Raw genomic sequence first — 17,465 nt, forward strand, 5'->3', positions numbered from 1 at the left:
GAGACCGACATGAAACGCCGTGCTTTTCTCGGCCTCGGCGGCGCCCTGCTCGCCGCCTCCGCCTTCGGCGGCTGGACCCTGGTCCAGCACACCCGGCAGCCACTGCTGCTCTCGGCCCGCGATGACGCCGACGGCAAGCACTACGCCGTCGGCTATCGCCTGGACGGCAGCAAGGTGTTCGCTACTGCGGTCAACGAACGCTGTCACGACGTGGTGCCCCACCCCAACCTGCCGCTGGCGGTATTCGTCGGCCGCCGGCCGAGCACCGAAAGCTATCTGCTCGACCTGCGCGATGGGCGCCTGCTGCAAACCCTGACTTCGCCGGCACAGCGGCATTTCTATGGGCACGGCATCTTCCACAAGAGCGGTGCATGGTTCTACAGCACCGAAAACGACACCGCAGAACCCGGTCGGGGCGTGCTCGGCGTCTACCGCCTGGACGGCCAGCAGTTGCTGCGCAGCAGCGAGCTGTCCAGCCATGGCGTGGGCCCGCACCAGTTGTTGTGGATGCCCGACGGCGAAACCATAGTCGTCGCCAATGGCGGCATCCGTACCGAAGCCGACAGCCGCGCGGCCATGAACCTCGACGCCATGGAGTCCAGCCTGGTGCTGCTCAAGCGAGACGGCACGCTGCTGAGCAAGGAACAACTGCCCGAGCGAATGAACAGCGTGCGTCATCTGGCGGTGGCCAGCGACGGTACCGTGGTCACCGGCCAGCAATACGAAGGCGAGCCCGGCGACAGTGCGCCAATGCTCGCGATCAAACGCCCGGGCCAGGCCTTCCAGCCCTTCCCGATCGCCGATGCCCAGCGCCAGGCGATGAACCAGTACACCGCCAGCCTGGCCATTCACAGCGAGCTGCGCCTGCTGGCGCTGACCGCGCCACGTGGCAACCGCTTTATGCTCTGGGACCTGGACAGCGCGCAACTGCGGCTTGACGTGCCGCTGCCGGACTGCGCCGGGGTCGGTGCAGTGGCCGACGGCTTTGTCGTCAGTTCCGGCCAGGGCCGTTGCCGGCTGTACGACTGCCGTGGCGAACGCATCGTCGCGCAACCGCTGGAACTGCCCGCCGGGCTCTGGGACAACCACCTGCGCCTGGCCTGAAGGCCGCACGTACAGATCGAACCCAGGTTGGGCTGAGCGGCGCGAAGCCCAGCGATCAAACGCCTCGGGATTGCGCCACCCAACCGCTGTACGCGGCGCGCGAGTTTGCCAAAACGCCTCAAGTACCGCCGCCCGTGGCCGACTCTATGCAAACCACCCCCGTGCTCGCCAGGCCCAAAAGCCCAGCCGGCAGCGCTGCAGCCGCACAGGCCTGGCGCTGAATCCGCCGCTACAGAGCCACATGGAAGTCATAACGCCTCGTTACCCTCGTCAGCATGGACGGTTGGATACCCAATTAGTCATTTAGAGGCGTTGCCCATGCTCCTACAAAGCTCCCTTCGCGCGCAGATTCTTGCCCTCCTGGGCGGCAGCCTGCTGCTGACCCTGCTGATTGCCCTGGCCTGCTTCCACTTCCTCTCCGGCGGCATCCAGGCCTACCGCGGGCTGCTCGATGGTCCGTTGCAACAGTCGCAGTTGGTGGACACCGCCAACCTCGAGTTCAAGGTGCAAGTGCAAGAGTGGAAGAACGTCCTGCTGCGCGGCAAAGAGCCGGCCGACCGGGACAAATATTGGGGCCAGTTCGAAGCCCAGGAACGCAAGGTGCAGGACATCCTCGCCCAACTGGCCAGTGAAGCCGGCACGGACAGCGCCCTGAAAACCCAGGTGGAACGCCTGCGCCGCGAGCATCAAAGCCTCGGCACAGCCTATCGCAAAGGCCGGGATGCCTTTATCGGCGCCGATGCCGATGCCAAGGTCGGCGATGCGGCGGTGAAGGGCATCGACCGCGCCGCCAGCGAGCAGATGACCACGCTGGTCAGTCAACTGCACCAGCGCAGCCAGGAACAGGCCCAGGCCATCAGCGCCAGCGCCGACCGTACCGGGCTTTACGGCACGCTGGTGCTGCTCGGGTCCAGCGTGCTGATTGCGTTGTTCAGCCTGTGGCTGGTCAATCGCAACCTGATCGCACCGATCAAGAGCCTGATCGAACATATCGCCCAGCTCAGCCAGGGCAATTTCGGCCAACGGGTCGATACCGGCCGACGCGACGAACTGGGCAAGCTGGCCGTGGCCGCCAATACCCTGCGTGACTTCCTCGCCGACACCTTCACCCGCCTGCAACGCAGCACCGCCGACCTGGACAACGCCAGCGGCGAACTGCATGCCATCGCCAGCCTGATGGCACAGGGTACCGCCGAGCAATTCTCGCGTACCGACCAGGTCGCCACGGCGATGCATGAGATGTCCGCGACCGCCCAGGAAGTCGCCCGGCATGCCGCCGAAGCCGCGCGCGCGGCCGACGATGCCGACCAGTCGGCCCAGCAGGGCGACAAGGTGATGAAGTCGACGATCAGCACCATCACCCACATGCGCGGCGAAATCGCCAACACCGCCGAGGTGATTCGCCAACTGGAAAGCGACAGCGGGCGCATTGGCAAGGTGCTGGAAGTGATTCGCGGGATTGCCGAGCAGACCAACCTGCTGGCGCTCAACGCCGCCATCGAGGCCGCTCGCGCCGGGGACGCCGGCCGTGGTTTTGCCGTGGTCGCCGACGAGGTGCGCACCCTGGCGCAGCGCACCGCGCAGTCCACCGCCGAAATCCACCAGATCATCGACACCGTACAGACCGGTGCACTGAACGCCGTGCGCGCCATCGAGAGTGGCCAGAGCCGCAGCGAGGAAGGAGTCGAGCAAGTCACCGAGGCCGGCGTCATGCTGCAACGCATCACCAGCGCGGTCGAGGCGATTCGCGACATGAACCGGCAGATCGCCACCGCCGCCGAAGAGCAGACCTCGGTGGCCGAGGACATCTCGCGCAACCTCACCGAGATTACCGCCATTGCCACCACCAACCAGGAAAACGTACAACGCACCGAAGCCGCCAGCCATGACCTGCGCGACCTCTCGGGTCAACTCAGCGAGGTCACCCAGCGTCTGAGCGCTTAAGCCCTGCAGGCGGCCCGGCACAGGGATGTGCCGCCCTCCCACCCTCTCGCCGCCCCCCTGAAGCGCCACAACCCTATCTGGTAAATGCCGGTCCCAGCGGCTCAGGCCCTTGATAGGCGCAACATTGAGTTTCGCTCATAGCGCGCTGCAACTATTTGCAAAGCCGTGGTTTTGACTTGCCCGGAGCAGTGGGACTAAGGTACTGCCCTTGCCTATTCCCAGGCCCCCATTTTGGCCCTGCCAAGGAACCGGAATATGTTGCTCCGCCGCATGCTGATCATGCTGGGCGGTGTCACCCTCGTGGTGCTCGCCCTTGCAGCCTACAAAGCCTTCTCCTTCTACCAGCAGATCCAGACCTTTTCCGCTGCGCCGCCACCGATCAGCGTATCCGCCGCCCAGGCCGTGGAAATACCCTGGCAGAGCCGGTTGCCGGCCATCGGCACGCTCAAGGCTTTCCAGGGTGTGGACCTGACCGTGGAAGCCAGCGGCACGGTGAAAGATGTGCTGTTTCTCTCCGGCGAGAAGGTCACGCTGAATCAGCCCATCGTGCAGCTGGACAGCGATGTCGAACAGGCGACCCTGGCCACTTCCGAGGCCGAACTGGGCCTGGCGCGGGTCGAATTCGAGCGCGCGCGTAGCCTGCTCAGCCGTCAGGCGCTCTCCAAAAGCGAGTTCGACCGGCTCTCCGCCGAGCTGCAAAAGGCCATTACCCGAGTCGCGCAATTGAAGGCCATTCTGGCCAAGAAGCGCATCCTCGCGCCGTTTGCCGGCACCATCGGCATCCGCCAGGTCGATGTCGGCGACTTCGTCTCCAGCGGCACCATCATCGCCACCCTGCAAGATGTCAGCACCTTGTTCGTCGATTTCTTCCTGCCCGAACAGTCCGTGCCGCTGCTGAGCATCGGTCAGCGCGTGCGCTTCAGCGTCGCCGCTTATCCGGGTGAAGTCTTCGAAGGCGATATCGGCGCGATCAACCCGAAAGTCGAAGAAACCACGCGCAACGTGCAAGTGCGCGCCATGTTGAACAACCCGGACGGCAAGCTGCTGCCGGGCATGTTCGCCAACCTGGACGTGCTGCTGCCGGGCGAGACCAGCCGCGTGGTGGTGCCGGAAACCGCCCTCACCTACACCCTCTACGGCAACTCGGTGTACGTGATCAGCGAGAAAAAAGGCGCGGACGGTCAACCGCAGAAAGACGCCAAGGGCCAAGCGCAGTTGCTGGTAGAACGACGTTTCGTCGAGAGCGGCGAACGCCGCGATGGCCAGGTGACAATCCTCAAAGGACTCGCCAAGGGCGAACAGGTGGTGACTGCCGGCCAGTTGAAGCTGGATAACGGCTCATCTGTGAGCATCGCCGCCGACCAGACCCCATCCGCCGCCTCGAACAGTCAGCCCAGCAACTGACCGCCGCCGGCGCCAAGGAATCACTTCATGGCTTTTACCGATCCGTTTATCCGTCGCCCGGTGCTGGCGACCGTGGTCAGCCTGCTGATCATCCTGCTGGGTTTCCAGGCCTTCGGCAAACTGACCATCCGCCAATACCCGCAGATGGAGAACGCCCTGATCACGGTGGCCACCGCTTACCCCGGGGCCAACGCCGAGACCATCCAGGGCTACATAACTCAGCCGTTGCAACAGAGCCTGGCGAGCGCCGAAGGCATCGACTACATGACCTCGGAGAGCCGGCAGAATGTCTCGATCGTCTCGATTTACGCGCGCATCGGCGCCGACAGCGACCGACTGTTCACCGAGCTGCTGGCCAAGGCCAACGAGGTCAAGAACCAGCTGCCGCAGGACGCCGAAGACCCGGTGCTGAGCAAAGAGGCGGCCGACGCCTCGGCGCTGATGTACATCAGTTTTTACAGCGACGAGCTGAGCAACCCGCAGATCACCGACTACCTGTCACGGGTGATCCAGCCCAAGCTGGCGACGTTGCCAGGCATGGCCGAGGCGGAAATTCTCGGTAACCAGGTCTTCGCCATGCGCCTGTGGCTCGACCCGGTGAAGCTCGCGGCCTATGGCATCACCGCGCAGGATGTCAACGACGCGGTGCGGCGCAACAACTTCCTCTCCGCCGCCGGCGAAGTGAAGGGCCAGTACACGGTCACCAGCATCAACGCCAGTACCGACCTCAAATCCGCCGAGGCCTTCGCCGCGATTCCGCTCAAGACTGTCGGTGACAGCCGCGTACTGATCGGCGATATCGCCCGGGTGGAAATGGGCGCCGAGAACTACGACTCGATCAGCTCCTTCGACGGCACGCCCTCGGTGTATATCGGCATCAAGGGTACGCCCGGCGCCAACCCGCTGGATGTGATCAAGGAAGTGCGCAAGCTGTTGCCTGAGTTGGAGGCACAGCTGCCACCCAATTTGAAAGTCTCCATCGCCTACGACGCCACACTGTTTATCCAGGCCTCCATCGACGAGGTGGTGAAAACCCTGTTCGAAGCGGTGTTGATCGTCATAGTCGTGGTCTTCCTGTTCCTCGGCGCGCTGCGCTCGGTGCTGATCCCGGTCATCACCATTCCGCTGTCGATGATCGGCGTGATGTTCTTCATGCAGCTGATGGGCTACTCGATCAACCTGCTGACGCTGCTGGCCATGGTGCTGGCGATCGGCCTGGTGGTGGACGATGCCATCGTGGTGGTGGAGAACATCCATCGCCATATCGAGGAAGGCAAAACGCCGTTCGACGCGGCCATCGAGGGCGCCCGCGAGATCGCCGTGCCGGTGGTGTCGATGACCGTCACCCTGGCGGCCGTCTACGCCCCCATCGGCTTCCTCGAAGGCCTGACCGGCGCCCTGTTCAAGGAGTTCGCCCTGACCCTGGCCGGCGCCGTGATCATCTCCGGCATCGTCGCCCTGACCCTGTCGCCGATGATGTGCTCCAAACTGCTGCGCCACGAGGAAAACCCCACTGGCCTGGCCCACCGGCTCGATAAGATTTTCGACCGGCTCAAGCAACGTTATCAGCGCGCACTGCATGGCACCCTCAATACCCGTCCGGTGGTTGTGGTACTGGCCTTGATCATCATGCTGCTCATACCGGTCATGCTGAACCCGATGTTCATGAAGAGTGAACTGGCCCCGGACGAAGACCAGGGCATCGTGTTCCTGATGGCCACCGCGCCGCAGCCAACCAACCTCAACTACCTGAATGCCTACACCGAGCAGTTCGTGAAGATCTTCAAGGAGTTCCCCGAGTACTACTCGTCGTTCCAGATCAACGGTATCAGCGGTGTGCAGTCAGGCATCGGCGGCTTCCTGCTCAAGCCCTGGGACGAGCGCGAGCGCACGCAGATGGAACTGCTACCGCTGGTGCAGGAAAAACTGGGCGAGATTCCCGGACTGCAGATCTTCGGCTTCAACCTGCCGTCGCTGCCAGGCACCGGCGACGGCCTGCCGTTCCAGTTCGTGATCAACACACCGAACGACTACGAGTCGCTGTTGCAGGTTACCGAGCGCGTGAAGAAGCGCGCCCAGGAGTCCGGAAAATTCTATTTCCTCGATGTCGACCTGGCCTTTGACAAACCCGAAGTGGTGGTCGACATCGACCGCGCCAAGGCGGCGCAGATGGGCGTGTCGATGGAGGATCTGGGCCTGACCCTGGCAACGCTGCTGGGCGAAGGCGAGATCAACCGGTTCACCATCGAAGGGCGCAGCTACAAGGTGATTGCCCAGGTCGAGCGCGCCTACCGCGACAACCCGGGCTGGCTGAGCAACTACTACGTGAAGAACGCCAGTGGCGAAATGCTGCCGCTGGCGACCCTGATCAAGGTGCATGACCAGGCGCGACCGACGCAGTTGAACCAGTTCCAGCAACTCAACTCGGCGATCATCCAGGGCATGCCCGGTGTCAGCATGGGCGAGGCCATCGAGACCGTCCGGCAGATCGCCGAGGAGGAAGCGCCACGCGGTTTCGCCTTCGACTATGCCGGCGCCTCGCGCCAGTACGTGCAAGAAGGCAGCGCGCTATACGTCACCTTCGGCTTGGCGTTGGCGTTGATCTTCCTGGTGCTGGCCGCGCAGTTCGAAAGCTTCCGCGACCCGCTGGTGATCATGGTGACGGTGCCCCTGTCGATCTGCGGAGCACTAGTCCCGTTGTTCCTCGGCTTCTCCAGCATGAACATCTACACCCAGGTGGGCCTGGTGACCTTGATCGGCCTGATCACCAAGCACGGCATTCTGATCGTCGAGTTCGCCAATCAGTTGCGCCGCGAGAAAGGCCTGTCACGCCGCGAAGCGGTCGAGGAAGCGGCCTCGATCCGCCTGCGGCCGGTGCTGATGACCACGGCGGCGATGGTCTTTGGCATGGTGCCGCTGATCCTCGCCAGCGGCGCCGGGGCGGTCAGCCGTTTCGATATCGGCCTGGTGATCGCCACCGGCATGTCGGTCGGCACCCTGTTCACCCTGTTCGTACTGCCTTGCGTCTACAGCTTGCTGGCCAAGCCGGATGCACCGGCGGCGGCACTCCAGGCTGAGCCGGTAACGCCGCACTGACCGCGCCCGAGTCAACAAAAAACCCCGCACATGCGGTAATGCTGTTCACTTAAGCGGAGCAGCATTGCGGTTAACTGGGTAACGGGTCTTGGAAATTTTCACCGTCCTTGGTCGTGATGGCCTTGGACGGTGATCCAGAAACAACCCTCCGATGCCCGCCCGCAAAGCCGACAAGCGTCTACCTGTTGCCGACAGTGGATTGGCAGCGGCCATCACGATCAGCTGCACGGCGATGTACTGGCAAGCCGGCTTGAAGCGTATATCGGACGGGGTGCGTCCAAACGCTACCGCCGCCTGACTCGCCTCCCGACGAATGATGTTGTAGGCCAGCAGCAATCCCCAAACTTCCTGGTAGATCAGGTCAATCTTCTTGCTGCGCAGGGTTGCGGCATTCTGCTGCATGGAGCTTTTGATATCCCTGAAGCCCAGTTCAATTTCCCAGCGCTCCTGGTACAGCTCTGCAACGGCTTCGGCGCTGTAGGCGTCGGCCGGTAGCGAGGTCAGGACGGTTTTCACTTTGCCCTGCACTGCATAGCTGACTTCACGCACGTCCCAGTAGGTTGGTAGGTCTGGGTTACGCTTTCTCGCCTGCGGTGAAACCTTCATACGCAGCAGGCGATCCTGCTTGCCGTAACGGATCACCTCCTCGCTGATCAGGCCCTGACGAGCGGGGATCAACCAGTGTCGGTTGTCACCGGCCGTGGCCACTTTCAGCAGCAAATCAGCACTCCAGAAGCCTTTATCGAACAACGTGACCGAATGGTTGGGGATCTGTTGCAAAAACTCATCGGCCAGGCGCATTTCACTGCGCCGATAGGGGCTCAGCTGGGCATTCAGAATCAAATGGGAGCGCACATTCATCAAGGCTACAAGACGCATCATGGGGAAGGGCGTCTGGCGCTCGGTGGAGGTATTGCCAGACCCGAAATGGTCCCGTAGTTCAGGCGTATCGGGCGTGCGCATGAGTGCCCCGTCCACGGCAAAAACCTGCAGCCCCCGCCAGGTGTCATCGCTATAGCGTTCGCCTCCCCATTGGCTGCCAGTTTTGCGGAACAGCCACTCGACCGGCTCGGCGCCAAGCCGCTTGCGAGCCTCAGTGACACCACTTTTGGCCAGCAAGCAATCCGAAGCCAGTCCCTGGGCACAAATGTTTAGACGCCTGGCCACCTCATGGACAGGCTCATCGCGGAAGAGCGCCATGCCTAGCACCAGCCAGAGCACCTGATCGGCAGGTAGCCGACGACGGCGGATGGTGGCCTGAGAGGAAAGATCAAGCGCGGACGCCACCCACTCGATTGGGATGTTCTGGGTGAAGGTGCTCAGGTCGGAGAAGTTGAATAGCTCGCCCAGATCGAGCAGATGCTGTTGGAAAGACATAAAAAATCCGATACCAGGAAGACTGGCATCGGATTCTCGGGGAAGCCCGGCTGGCGTTCAAATGCTTAAGTGAACAGCATTACGCACATGCGGGGCTTTTTGTTTCGGCGCAGACGAAATAGCGACTGTCTTCTAGCGCGTCCCACCCTGGGACAGACCAAACATCAGCAGCAGCAAGTCATGGTCCGGACGCACCTGCACTTTGGCTTTGGCATTAGCCGGCACCGGGCAATAGTCTGTGGTGTCGTGCGCACTCAACACCCCAGGACCTGGCTCATGCCAGGCTGCAACAGCGAGGGACGCCATACCTAGAGCCCCTACGAGAAACAAACCTCGTGCGATTTCTAGCTTCATTATTGCAACCCCTTGATAGCGCTGCCAAACGCCGTCTGGTAACCGTAGATCAGTTGCTGCCAATCCGCTGCACTCCACGACGAATGGCGTTTTAGCTGCCGCAGGTCGTGGCGGGCCGCACGTTGCCGGCTCAACCGCCGCCGCGCCTTCTCCAAGTCCAGCAGCGCCACCTCCACCCGAGCCGTAGCGCCCTCCCCCGTCACCCGCACAAATACGTGCTTGGCGTACAGGCAGCTGTGCTGCCAATGCCCCAGGTGCAAGCGCGCCAGCATCGCACCCAGCTCATGCAGCATGTGCTGATGCAATTGCTCGCCATAGCGCTCGCGGCCGCCACTGGCGTACCAGTTGTCGACCTCCTGAAAACCGTCCAGCGCGACCGTCACCAGCAACCCGCGCCAGCTTTTATCCGTATCGCACGACGCACCGCAATACACCACCTCGGGGACTCGCACCCCGAGTCGCAGAAAGCTTTCCAAGGCATTGCGCTCACGCAGCACCGTCGGCTGCCCGAAAGGATGCCGCAAGCTGCGGTAGAGATGGCCAACCTGGCGTTTGACATACAACAACCGCCCGCCAGCATCATGGATGCGCTGCACACCGCTCTCGCCACCGCGCCGTTGATTCGGCGCTTCAACCCACTCGCCGTGCTGCTGCCACCAGCGCTCGAATGCTTGCGGCGCGGCAAATGCCGGGGTCGAATATGGCGCTTCACTCATGCTTGGTCACCCTTTACGCAGTACATAAATACGCCACATGGCATACAGCGGTATGAAGTCCAAATGTTCCTGAACTCTGAAGCCCGCCTGACGGAACTCCGCCTCAGCGATCGCGGCAGGGATCACGAAGCGATTCTGGTAACCGCCCTGGCCACGCTCAGCCTGCCGACGTTGCTCCAGACGTTTACGCTTCCAGGCCTTGTAGTTGCCATCGACCCACAGTGAAACGATCAAGCTGTCACGTGTTACCCGCTTGCATTCGCGCAGCAGCGCAAGCCGGTGCTCGGCATCGCCCACATGGTGCAGCAAGCGCATACAGAAAATACTGTCCACCGCATTGTCTGGCAGATCAATGGCGAATGCCGAGGTCTGCAATGGCCGTACCCGCTTGACCACTTCGGCGGGTTGCGCCGCACAGGCGACTTTAAGCATTTGCGCCGAGTTGTCGGCGCCGATGATCACGCGGTTGGACTTTTCCGCCAGCATGGGCCAGAAACGTCCGGCGCCGCACGGCAGGTCCAGCACCAGGCCCGGCTCACCCGCCAGAGCCAGGGCTTGGCGGGCCAGGCTCTGATCACGCCAGTTCGACAACTTACGCCAACCGCCGTCCCGATGCTTACGCAGATACTCTTGCGCATGCTCCTGGTCGTATTTGTTGGAGAACTCGAGATCAATCTGATTTTTCATGGGGCCATCTCCTGAGGATGATCACCGAACCATAAACAACCCGCCGTCAAGACCAGGTCAACACCATGTGAAAAATCCGTTAAATACTTAGCGCGACCGGCGGCACAGGTCTTCGACTGGAGCCAGGAAAATAAGCTGCGAAGCGTAATCAATACCCCACGACACGGACACCCGGCTCAACGGTACCAGTAATGAAACCTAAGCCGGTCCAGCACCCAGCCTGACCAGAAACCTACATCCGCGTGGCTCTACCGCCGCGAGGCTGACCAGCCAGCCTTGGCTTTCGCAGATACGCTGCACCAGCGACAACCCCAGACCCAAGCCATCGCCACGTTGGCTGCCGCCACGCACGAAGGGCTGGAACATGGCCTCGCGCTCGCTCTCGGGAATGCCGACGCCGCTGTCTTCGACGATAAAGCCGTCGTCCAGCACGCACAGGCTGATCCGCCCGGTTTCAGTGTAGTGCAGGGCGTTGCGCAGCAGGTTGCCCATCACCGCGCGCAGAAAGGTTGCGTTGAAACTACCGCCCGGCGACGCAGCGGGACGATAGTCGAACTGCAGCCCCTTGCTCTCGATCGGCGCGCGCCACTGCTCCACCAACTCGTCCGCCACCGCGCCCAGGCTGAGCGCGGGTGCGGCGCTGGCATCCTCATTCTGCGCTCGTGCCAGGAGAAAGAAGGTTTGCACCAGATCGCGCATCTCTTCGCAGGCCCGCGCAATGCGCTCCACCTGGGCGCGGGCACGCGCGTCCAGGCCGGTATTGGCCAGCAGCAGTTCGCAGGAGCTGGCCAGCACCATCAAGGGCGTACGCAACTCATGGCTGACATCACTGGTGAACAGCCGCTCGCGGGTCAGCGCATGGCGCAGCAGACCGAGCGTGGCATCGAAGGCCGCCGCCAGTTGCCCGACTTCATCAGCGGCGTAATCCGGCGCCAAGGGCGGCGCCATGGCCAACAACTGGTCGCGATGACGCACCTGCAACGCCAGGCGCACGACCGGCTCGATCACCTTGCGTGCCAGCAGCCGGCCCAGGACCACGGCCAGGACAATACAGAGCAGAAAACCAATCCATACCGTGGAGAACAACACCCGCTCGCGGTCTTCGAACTCGCTTTGATCCTGCAGCAAGACATAATGCCGGCCGTCCACCACGCGGACAAAAGCGTGGTACGACAGCTCGCCGCGAAACACCTCATGAAAACCCGGCGTCAGCTCCCGGAGATCGTCCGGCAAAGCGAACTCATCACGGCCACCCGAGAAGTAGAACAACTGCTCCGGCTCCGGGCGCAGGCGCCACTCCGCCATGCTGTCCATCTGCAGCAAGCGATCCAGATCGCCACCCAGTTCGCCGGAGAGCAGCTTTTCTTCGACCAGATGCACGGTTTCGACGATCCCCAGGGCAAAGGCACCGGCCACCAGCGACGTCATCAATACAAAGGCAATCACGATCCGGTGTGACAGGCTGCGCTTAAACTCCATCGCTCGCCTCCGCCAGGCGATAACCCACGCCATGCACGGTTTGCAGCAACGCCTTGGGGAAGGGTTTATCGATCACCTGACGCAATTGGTGAACGTGGCTGCGCAGGCTGTCGCTGTCCGGGCAGTCGTCGCCCCACAATGCTTCCTCCAGCACCTCGCGGCGCAGCACATGGGGGCTTTTCTGCATCAGCACGGCCAGCAGCTTGAGGCCGATCGGGTTGAGCTTGAGCGGCCGCCCACCGCGGCTGACCTGCAAGGTGTCGAGGTCGTAGGTCAGGTCCGCCACCTGCAGGCAGCGCCGCCCGCCGCCTTGGGTGCGGCGCATCACCGCTTCGATGCGCGCCGCCAATTCGGAAAGGGCGAAAGGCTTTACCAGGTAGTCGTCGGCACCGGAACGAAAGCCTTGCAGGCGATCATCCAACTGGTCACGGGCGGTGAGCATGATCACCGGGGTATCGCGGCGCGCATCCTCGCGCAGGCGCTTGCAGAGGCTGTAGCCGTCCATCCCGGGCAACATGACGTCGAGCACGACCAGGTCGTAATGCTCGGTCGCCGCCAGGTGCAGGCCGGACAGGCCATCCTGCGCACAGTCGACGGTATAGCCTTTCATACCCAGGTAATCGGCCAGGTTGGCCAGAATGTCGCGATTGTCTTCGACCAACAGAATTCGCATCAGTACTTTCCTCGTCGTGCGCCAACCTTAACTCGAAGCACCCCCACTGCCGGCGCTTTTGACAGATTTTTCACACTTGATTCACGCCCTGACCACAGGCCGCGCCACAGACTATCGCCCATTCCGCTCCGTCAGGGCCGGCCAGCCGTAACCGCCGCAAACGCTCAACACCACAGAACCACCTCGCGCAGCGACACCGCCGCGTAAACCTCTTCGCCCACCGCCCGGACTCCGCATGCCGTCGACTCCTGCCCACCGTTACTCTGCACCGCTGAATCCCTGGCTTTGCCTGGGCCTGCCGTTGGCCATCATGGCCCTGCTGTTGATCGTCGAACCCACGCGCCTGGACTTCGCCATCGCCAACCTGGCCTATGAGCCTGGCGTGGGTTTTATCGGCCGGCACAGCGCCTTCCTCGAAGATGTGCTGCATGATCGCGCCAAACAGGTGGTGATCGCCTTCGCTATGCTGTCGATCCTCGGGCTGCTGACGAGCCTGTTCATCGAGCGCTTGAAGCCGATGCGCCGACAGCTCAGCTACGTGGTGCTGGCCATGGCCCTGTCCACCAGCTTCGTCACACCGATGAAAGCCGTCACGGCCGTGCAATGCCCGTGGAGCCTCAGCCAATTTGGCGGCAAGGAAACCTACAGCGCACTGCTCAGCCCGCGCCCGCCCACCGACAAGCCAGGGCGCTGCTGGCCGGGCGGCCATGCCGCAGCCGGCTTCACGTTGTTCGTGTTGTTCTTCGTCTGGCGTGACCGCCGACCGCACCTGGCACGGGCCGGGTTTATCTTCGCGCTAGCCCTGGGCAGCATTTTCTCCATCGGCCGGATGCTGCAGGGCGCGCACTTTTTCTCCCACAACCTGTGGACCGCACTGTTCTGCTGGCTGATCTGCCTGGGTTCTTACTACGCCGTGCTCTATCGCCCCGCTCGGCAGGTTGATGAGCATAGGGGCAGGAGCGACTCCAGTCGCGAAGAACCGTCAACCCAGCGCAGCTGAAGCAGCGCGCACAAGTCCAAAGACCATTCCAGTTCCCGTACGGTGTGCAGGGCGTCCTACACAGGTGCCGAATTGCGCCCATAAAAAAACCCCGCACCAGGCGGGGTTTCTTCTACAGCGTGATCAGACCATAAGGGCTGGTCGGCTTACATCATGCCACCCATGCCACCCATGCCGCCCATGTCCGGCATGCCGCCGCCAGCAGGCTTGTCTTCCACGATTTCAGCGATCATCGCTTCGGTGGTGATCATCAAGCTGGCGATCGAGGCCGCGGCCTGCAGAGCAGAACGGGTCACTTTAGCCGGGTCGAGGATGCCCATTTCAATCATGTCGCCGTACTCGCCGGTCGCAGCGTTGTAACCGAAGTTACCCGAACCTTGCTTGACCTTGTCGACCACAACGCTCGGCTCGTCACCGGAGTTGGCCACGATCTGACGCAGCGGCGCTTCAACGGCGCGACGCAGCAGCGCGATACCGACGTCCTGATCGGCGTTGTCGCCCTTCAGACCTTCGATGGCTTGCAGAGCACGCACCAAGGCAACACCACCGCCAGGTACCACGCCTTCTTCAACGGCTGCGCGGGTGGCGTGCAGGGCGTCTTCAACGCGGGCTTTCTTCTCTTTCATTTCAACTTCGGAACCGGCGCCAACCTTGATCACGGCAACACCGCCAGCCAGTTTGGCCAGGCGCTCTTGCAGTTTTTCACGGTCGTAGTCGGACGAAGTGTCTTCAACCTGTTTGCGGATCTGTGCAACGCGGCTTTCGATATCAGCTTGAACGCCAGCACCGTCGATGACCGTGGTGTTTTCTTTGCTGAGGATCACGCGCTTGGCATTACCCAGGTGTTCCAGGGTAGCGCTTTCCAGGCTCAGGCCGATTTCTTCGGAAATCACGGTACCGCCAGTCAGAACGGCGATGTCCTGCAGCATGGCCTTGCGACGGTCGCCAAAGCCCGGGGCCTTGACGGCGGCGACTTTAACGATGCCGCGCATGTTGTTCACCACCAGAGTCGCGAGGGCTTCGCCTTCGACGTCTTCGGCAACGATCAGCAGCGGACGGCCAGCTTTGGCCACGGCTTCCAGAACTGGCAGCATTTCGCGGATGTTCGAGATCTTCTTGTCGACCAGCAGGATCAGCGGGCTGTCCAGCTCGGCAACCATGGTGTCCGGCTTGTTGATGAAGTACGGGGACAGGTAGCCACGGTCGAACTGCATGCCTTCAACAACCGACAGTTCGTTTTCCAGGCCCGAGCCTTCTTCAACGGTGATCACGCCTTCTTTACCGACTTTTTCCATTGCCTGGGCAATGATGTCGCCGATCGAGTTGTCGGAGTTGGCGGAGATGGTGCCGACCTGAGCGATGGCTTTGGTGTCAGCGCATGGCTTGGATTGGGCTTTCAGCTGGGCAACGATAGCGATGGTCGCTTTGTCGATGCCGCGCTTGAGGTCCATCGGGTTCATGCCGGCAGCGACGGCTTTCAGGCCTTCGTTGACGATCGACTGAGCCAGAACGGTAGCGGTGGTGGTGCCGTCGCCCGCGTCATCGTTGGCACGGGAGGCAACGTCTTTGACCAGCTGCGCGCCCATGTTCTCGAAGCGGTCTTTCAGCTCGATTTCTTTGGCGACGGAAACGCCGTCCTTGGTGATGGTCGGAGCGCCGTAGCTCTTCTCGATGATCACGTTACGGCCTTTCGGGCCGAGGGTCGCTTTTACCGCGTCAGCCAGGACGTTAACACCAGCCAGCATTTTCTTACGGGCGGAATCGCCGAATTTAACTTCTTTTGCAGCCATGATCGTTATTCCTCAATTCGTTTCGGTAGAACGGAATTCGTAGCGACGTAGCGCTGAAATCAGCCTTCGACAACGGCCAGGATTTCGTTCTCGCTCATTACCAGCAGGTCTTCGCCGTCAACTTTGATGGTGTTGCTGCCGGAGTAAGGACCGAATACCACTTTGTCGCCGACTTTCACGGCCAGCGCACGCACTTCACCGTTGTCCAGCACGCGGCCGGTACCCACAGCGAGGATCTCGCCACGGTTCGGCTTTTCAGCGGCGGAACCCGGCAGAACGATGCCACCAGCGGTTTTCGATTCTTCTTCACTGCGACGGATTACGACGCGGTCATGCAGAGGACGAAGCTTCATTGTCGATCTCTCCCAAGTAAGGTGATTTAAAGCCGCCGGTTTATGCACCAGCTGATTAACGTATCCGGCGTTGCCGGTTGCGGCCCGCAGAGCGGACCGCAGAAGACTGACTGTCGTTGCCGACAGAGACCTTGCGGTGACCACTACATAGGGGCTAACAAGGGGAATTCAAGGGCGGGAATGAAAAATCTTTAAGAGTCGCGGTGCTCGAACTCGCCTTCGATGACGTTCGGCCGGGTCGGCCCGGAACGCGCTTGCAGATCATCGGCGAAGGCGCGCTGGCGCATGGCCTGATCGACCGCACGCTGGCGCATTTTGTTCACCAGCAGCCGGCGGGTGAACGGCAGCAGGCAAAGCAGGCCGAAGATGTCGCTGATAAAGCCCGGCAACAGCAGCAGGCCGCCACCGACCGCAATCAACAGGCCTTCGAGCATTTCCTGCTCGGGCAGTTCGCCGCGCGCCAGACGCTCACGGGCACGCCAGGCAGTGGCGACCCCGGCAACCCGCAGCAGCACGCTACCGAGCACGGCACTGCCGATAATCAGCAGCAGGGTCGGCAACACGCCGATAACACTGCCGACCTTGATCAGCAGGGCCAGTTCGATCAGCGGAAAAAGCAGGAAAAGGAACAGAAAAACACGCATCAACACGATCCCAGGGACGGAGGAATGACCTTCAATACAGCTTAAATGATGATGGAGCAGGAAAAATTCAACCCTGCTCCGCTCCGTCGGTCGGCAAACTCTCGGCACGCGCCAGCGCCACCAAGGCTTGGCGCACTTCACCGGGACTGTTACAGGATGTTGGAAAGGCCAACCAGTGCAACGCCTGGCCGATGCGCAGGTGGAAACCCTCGCTGTCGATCCCAGCCAGTTGCGCCTGGGGCTCACGCGGCAAACCGGCCAGCTCGACGTAATGGGCGATGGCGCTGGCGTGGTCATTGTTCATGTGCTCGACCATGCTCAGCTCCGCCGCGCCGGCGAAGGGGTTGGCCAAGGTGACGCTGTCGACCCAGTGGATGGCGCCGAAACCACCGATATAGCGGCCGCGCACCGGCTCCAAGACCCAAAAATCGAAGTCATGCGCTTGGTGGTAGCCCTGCGAACCGGGAAAATAGCGGTAATAGCGCTCCGCCGCCGCGCTGATCGCCGGCGCGTCATGCAACTGGCGCGCTTGCGCCAGCAGGGTCAGGCGCCCGACGGCCTGCACATCCTGCGCGTCGCGCTCGCCAACCAGCAGCGAACACTTGGGTTCGAGCTGCAGATTGTGGGTGTGCTGGGCAATGCGGCTGATCAGGATCAGCGGCCGGCCCTGTTCGTCCAGGCAATACGGCACCACCGATCCGAAAGGGTAGCCCTGCATGGCTTTGGACTGGGTGGAGAGCACCCCACGGTATTCCTTGAGTAGCAATTCTCGGGCATGCTTGCCGGCTTTCACGCTCACCTTATGACTCCTCGCACAGAATTCGTCGAAAACGGACAGGCGCTC

Annotated in this window: 15 protein-coding genes and 1 pseudogene; 6 read left to right on the forward strand and 10 right to left on the reverse strand. The window is 62.0% G+C overall.

Features of this window, described 5'->3' with window-relative positions; translation table 11 throughout:
• Positions 1-9: 9 nt before the first annotated feature.
• The 5 genes and pseudogenes from AC3IYG_RS17730 (at position 10) to AC3IYG_RS17750 (ending at position 7,548) form a co-directional block, all read left to right on the forward strand.
• On the forward strand, positions 10-1,104 hold the full coding sequence (locus tag AC3IYG_RS17730; protein WP_489310634.1) for a DUF1513 domain-containing protein: 1,095 nt from the start codon (positions 10-12) through the stop codon (positions 1,102-1,104).
• Positions 1,105-1,905: 801 nt separating this feature from the next.
• A pseudogene (locus AC3IYG_RS17735) lies at positions 1,906-2,115 on the forward strand (methyl-accepting chemotaxis protein); the annotation flags it as partial.
• Between the two features lie 228 nt (positions 2,116-2,343).
• Positions 2,344-3,048 carry a methyl-accepting chemotaxis protein gene (locus tag AC3IYG_RS17740; protein ID WP_489313949.1) on the forward strand — a complete coding sequence of 235 codons (705 nt, stop codon included), beginning with the start codon at positions 2,344-2,346 and terminating at the stop codon, positions 3,046-3,048.
• Positions 3,049-3,303: 255 nt separating this feature from the next.
• Positions 3,304-4,452 (forward strand): efflux RND transporter periplasmic adaptor subunit, encoded by a 1,149-nt coding sequence (locus tag AC3IYG_RS17745; protein WP_489310636.1) that lies wholly within the window; start codon positions 3,304-3,306, stop codon positions 4,450-4,452.
• A 27-nt stretch (positions 4,453-4,479) separates the two neighbouring features.
• Positions 4,480-7,548, forward strand: a complete 3,069-nt coding sequence (locus AC3IYG_RS17750; protein ID WP_489310638.1) for a multidrug efflux RND transporter permease subunit — start codon at positions 4,480-4,482, stop codon at positions 7,546-7,548.
• Positions 7,549-7,593: 45 nt separating this feature from the next.
• On the opposite strand, the gene AC3IYG_RS17755 is transcribed toward AC3IYG_RS17750, so the two are convergent.
• From AC3IYG_RS17755 to AC3IYG_RS17780, 6 genes are all read right to left on the reverse strand, one after another.
• Positions 7,594-8,925 carry an IS4 family transposase gene (locus AC3IYG_RS17755; protein ID WP_489309617.1) on the reverse strand — a complete coding sequence of 444 codons (1,332 nt, stop codon included), beginning with the start codon at positions 8,923-8,925 and terminating at the stop codon, positions 7,594-7,596.
• A 132-nt stretch (positions 8,926-9,057) separates the two neighbouring features.
• Positions 9,058-9,279: a hypothetical protein gene (locus tag AC3IYG_RS17760; protein ID WP_489310640.1), complete on the reverse strand. Its 222-nt coding sequence runs from the start codon at positions 9,277-9,279 to the stop codon at positions 9,058-9,060.
• Positions 9,279-9,995: a lipopolysaccharide kinase InaA family protein gene (locus tag AC3IYG_RS17765; protein ID WP_489310642.1), complete on the reverse strand. Its 717-nt coding sequence runs from the start codon at positions 9,993-9,995 to the stop codon at positions 9,279-9,281. The genes AC3IYG_RS17760 and AC3IYG_RS17765 overlap by 1 nt, the downstream gene beginning before the upstream one ends.
• 6 nt (positions 9,996-10,001) lie before the next feature.
• Positions 10,002-10,682 (reverse strand): class I SAM-dependent methyltransferase, encoded by a 681-nt coding sequence (locus tag AC3IYG_RS17770; protein ID WP_489310644.1) that lies wholly within the window; start codon positions 10,680-10,682, stop codon positions 10,002-10,004.
• Positions 10,683-10,880: 198 nt separating this feature from the next.
• Positions 10,881-12,161 carry a sensor histidine kinase gene (locus AC3IYG_RS17775; RefSeq protein WP_489310646.1) on the reverse strand — a complete coding sequence of 427 codons (1,281 nt, stop codon included), beginning with the start codon at positions 12,159-12,161 and terminating at the stop codon, positions 10,881-10,883.
• Positions 12,151-12,834: a response regulator transcription factor gene (locus AC3IYG_RS17780; protein ID WP_489310648.1), complete on the reverse strand. Its 684-nt coding sequence runs from the start codon at positions 12,832-12,834 to the stop codon at positions 12,151-12,153. Before AC3IYG_RS17780 ends, AC3IYG_RS17775 begins: the two co-directional genes overlap by 11 nt.
• Positions 12,835-13,069: 235 nt before the next feature.
• Here AC3IYG_RS17780 and AC3IYG_RS17785 point away from each other — a divergent pair, with 235 nt between their 5' ends.
• Positions 13,070-13,834, forward strand: coding sequence for a phosphatase PAP2 family protein (locus AC3IYG_RS17785; protein WP_489310650.1), 765 nt, complete (start codon positions 13,070-13,072; stop codon positions 13,832-13,834).
• 146 nt (positions 13,835-13,980) lie between these two features.
• Here AC3IYG_RS17785 and groL read toward each other — a convergent pair whose 3' ends face one another.
• The 4 genes from groL to AC3IYG_RS17805 form a co-directional block, all read right to left on the reverse strand.
• Positions 13,981-15,624: a chaperonin GroEL gene (gene groL / locus AC3IYG_RS17790; protein WP_489310652.1), complete on the reverse strand. Its 1,644-nt coding sequence runs from the start codon at positions 15,622-15,624 to the stop codon at positions 13,981-13,983.
• Between the two features lie 59 nt (positions 15,625-15,683).
• Positions 15,684-15,977, reverse strand: a complete 294-nt coding sequence (locus AC3IYG_RS17795; protein WP_489310654.1) for a co-chaperone GroES — start codon at positions 15,975-15,977, stop codon at positions 15,684-15,686.
• Between the two features lie 191 nt (positions 15,978-16,168).
• Positions 16,169-16,621: an FxsA family protein gene (locus AC3IYG_RS17800; protein ID WP_489310656.1), complete on the reverse strand. Its 453-nt coding sequence runs from the start codon at positions 16,619-16,621 to the stop codon at positions 16,169-16,171.
• A 67-nt stretch (positions 16,622-16,688) separates the two neighbouring features.
• Positions 16,689-17,420 (reverse strand): HugZ family pyridoxamine 5'-phosphate oxidase, encoded by a 732-nt coding sequence (locus AC3IYG_RS17805; RefSeq protein WP_489310658.1) that lies wholly within the window; start codon positions 17,418-17,420, stop codon positions 16,689-16,691.
• Positions 17,421-17,465: the final 45 nt, after the last annotated feature.

It is taken from the genome of Pseudomonas sp. KH_027 (assembly GCF_057838565.1).

What these genes read in the sequence shown, in the direction of transcription:
- AC3IYG_RS17730 (WP_489310634.1), top strand. Translation starts at nt 10, where the DNA reads ATGAAACGCCGTGCTTTTCTCGGCCTCGGCGGCGCCCTGCTCGCCGCC.
- AC3IYG_RS17740 (WP_489313949.1), top strand. Translation starts at nt 2,344, where the DNA reads ATGTCCGCGACCGCCCAGGAAGTCGCCCGGCATGCCGCCGAAGCCGCG.
- AC3IYG_RS17745 (WP_489310636.1), top strand. Translation starts at nt 3,304, where the DNA reads ATGTTGCTCCGCCGCATGCTGATCATGCTGGGCGGTGTCACCCTCGTG.
- AC3IYG_RS17750 (WP_489310638.1), top strand. Translation starts at nt 4,480, where the DNA reads ATGGCTTTTACCGATCCGTTTATCCGTCGCCCGGTGCTGGCGACCGTG.
- AC3IYG_RS17755 (WP_489309617.1), bottom strand. Translation starts at nt 8,925, where the DNA reads ATGTCTTTCCAACAGCATCTGCTCGATCTGGGCGAGCTATTCAACTTC.
- AC3IYG_RS17760 (WP_489310640.1), bottom strand. Translation starts at nt 9,279, where the DNA reads ATGAAGCTAGAAATCGCACGAGGTTTGTTTCTCGTAGGGGCTCTAGGT.
- AC3IYG_RS17765 (WP_489310642.1), bottom strand. Translation starts at nt 9,995, where the DNA reads ATGAGTGAAGCGCCATATTCGACCCCGGCATTTGCCGCGCCGCAAGCA.
- AC3IYG_RS17770 (WP_489310644.1), bottom strand. Translation starts at nt 10,682, where the DNA reads ATGAAAAATCAGATTGATCTCGAGTTCTCCAACAAATACGACCAGGAG.
- AC3IYG_RS17775 (WP_489310646.1), bottom strand. Translation starts at nt 12,161, where the DNA reads ATGGAGTTTAAGCGCAGCCTGTCACACCGGATCGTGATTGCCTTTGTA.
- AC3IYG_RS17780 (WP_489310648.1), bottom strand. Translation starts at nt 12,834, where the DNA reads ATGCGAATTCTGTTGGTCGAAGACAATCGCGACATTCTGGCCAACCTG.
- AC3IYG_RS17785 (WP_489310650.1), top strand. Translation starts at nt 13,070, where the DNA reads ATGCCGTCGACTCCTGCCCACCGTTACTCTGCACCGCTGAATCCCTGG.
- groL (WP_489310652.1), bottom strand. Translation starts at nt 15,624, where the DNA reads ATGGCTGCAAAAGAAGTTAAATTCGGCGATTCCGCCCGTAAGAAAATG.
- AC3IYG_RS17795 (WP_489310654.1), bottom strand. Translation starts at nt 15,977, where the DNA reads ATGAAGCTTCGTCCTCTGCATGACCGCGTCGTAATCCGTCGCAGTGAA.
- AC3IYG_RS17800 (WP_489310656.1), bottom strand. Translation starts at nt 16,621, where the DNA reads ATGCGTGTTTTTCTGTTCCTTTTCCTGCTTTTTCCGCTGATCGAACTG.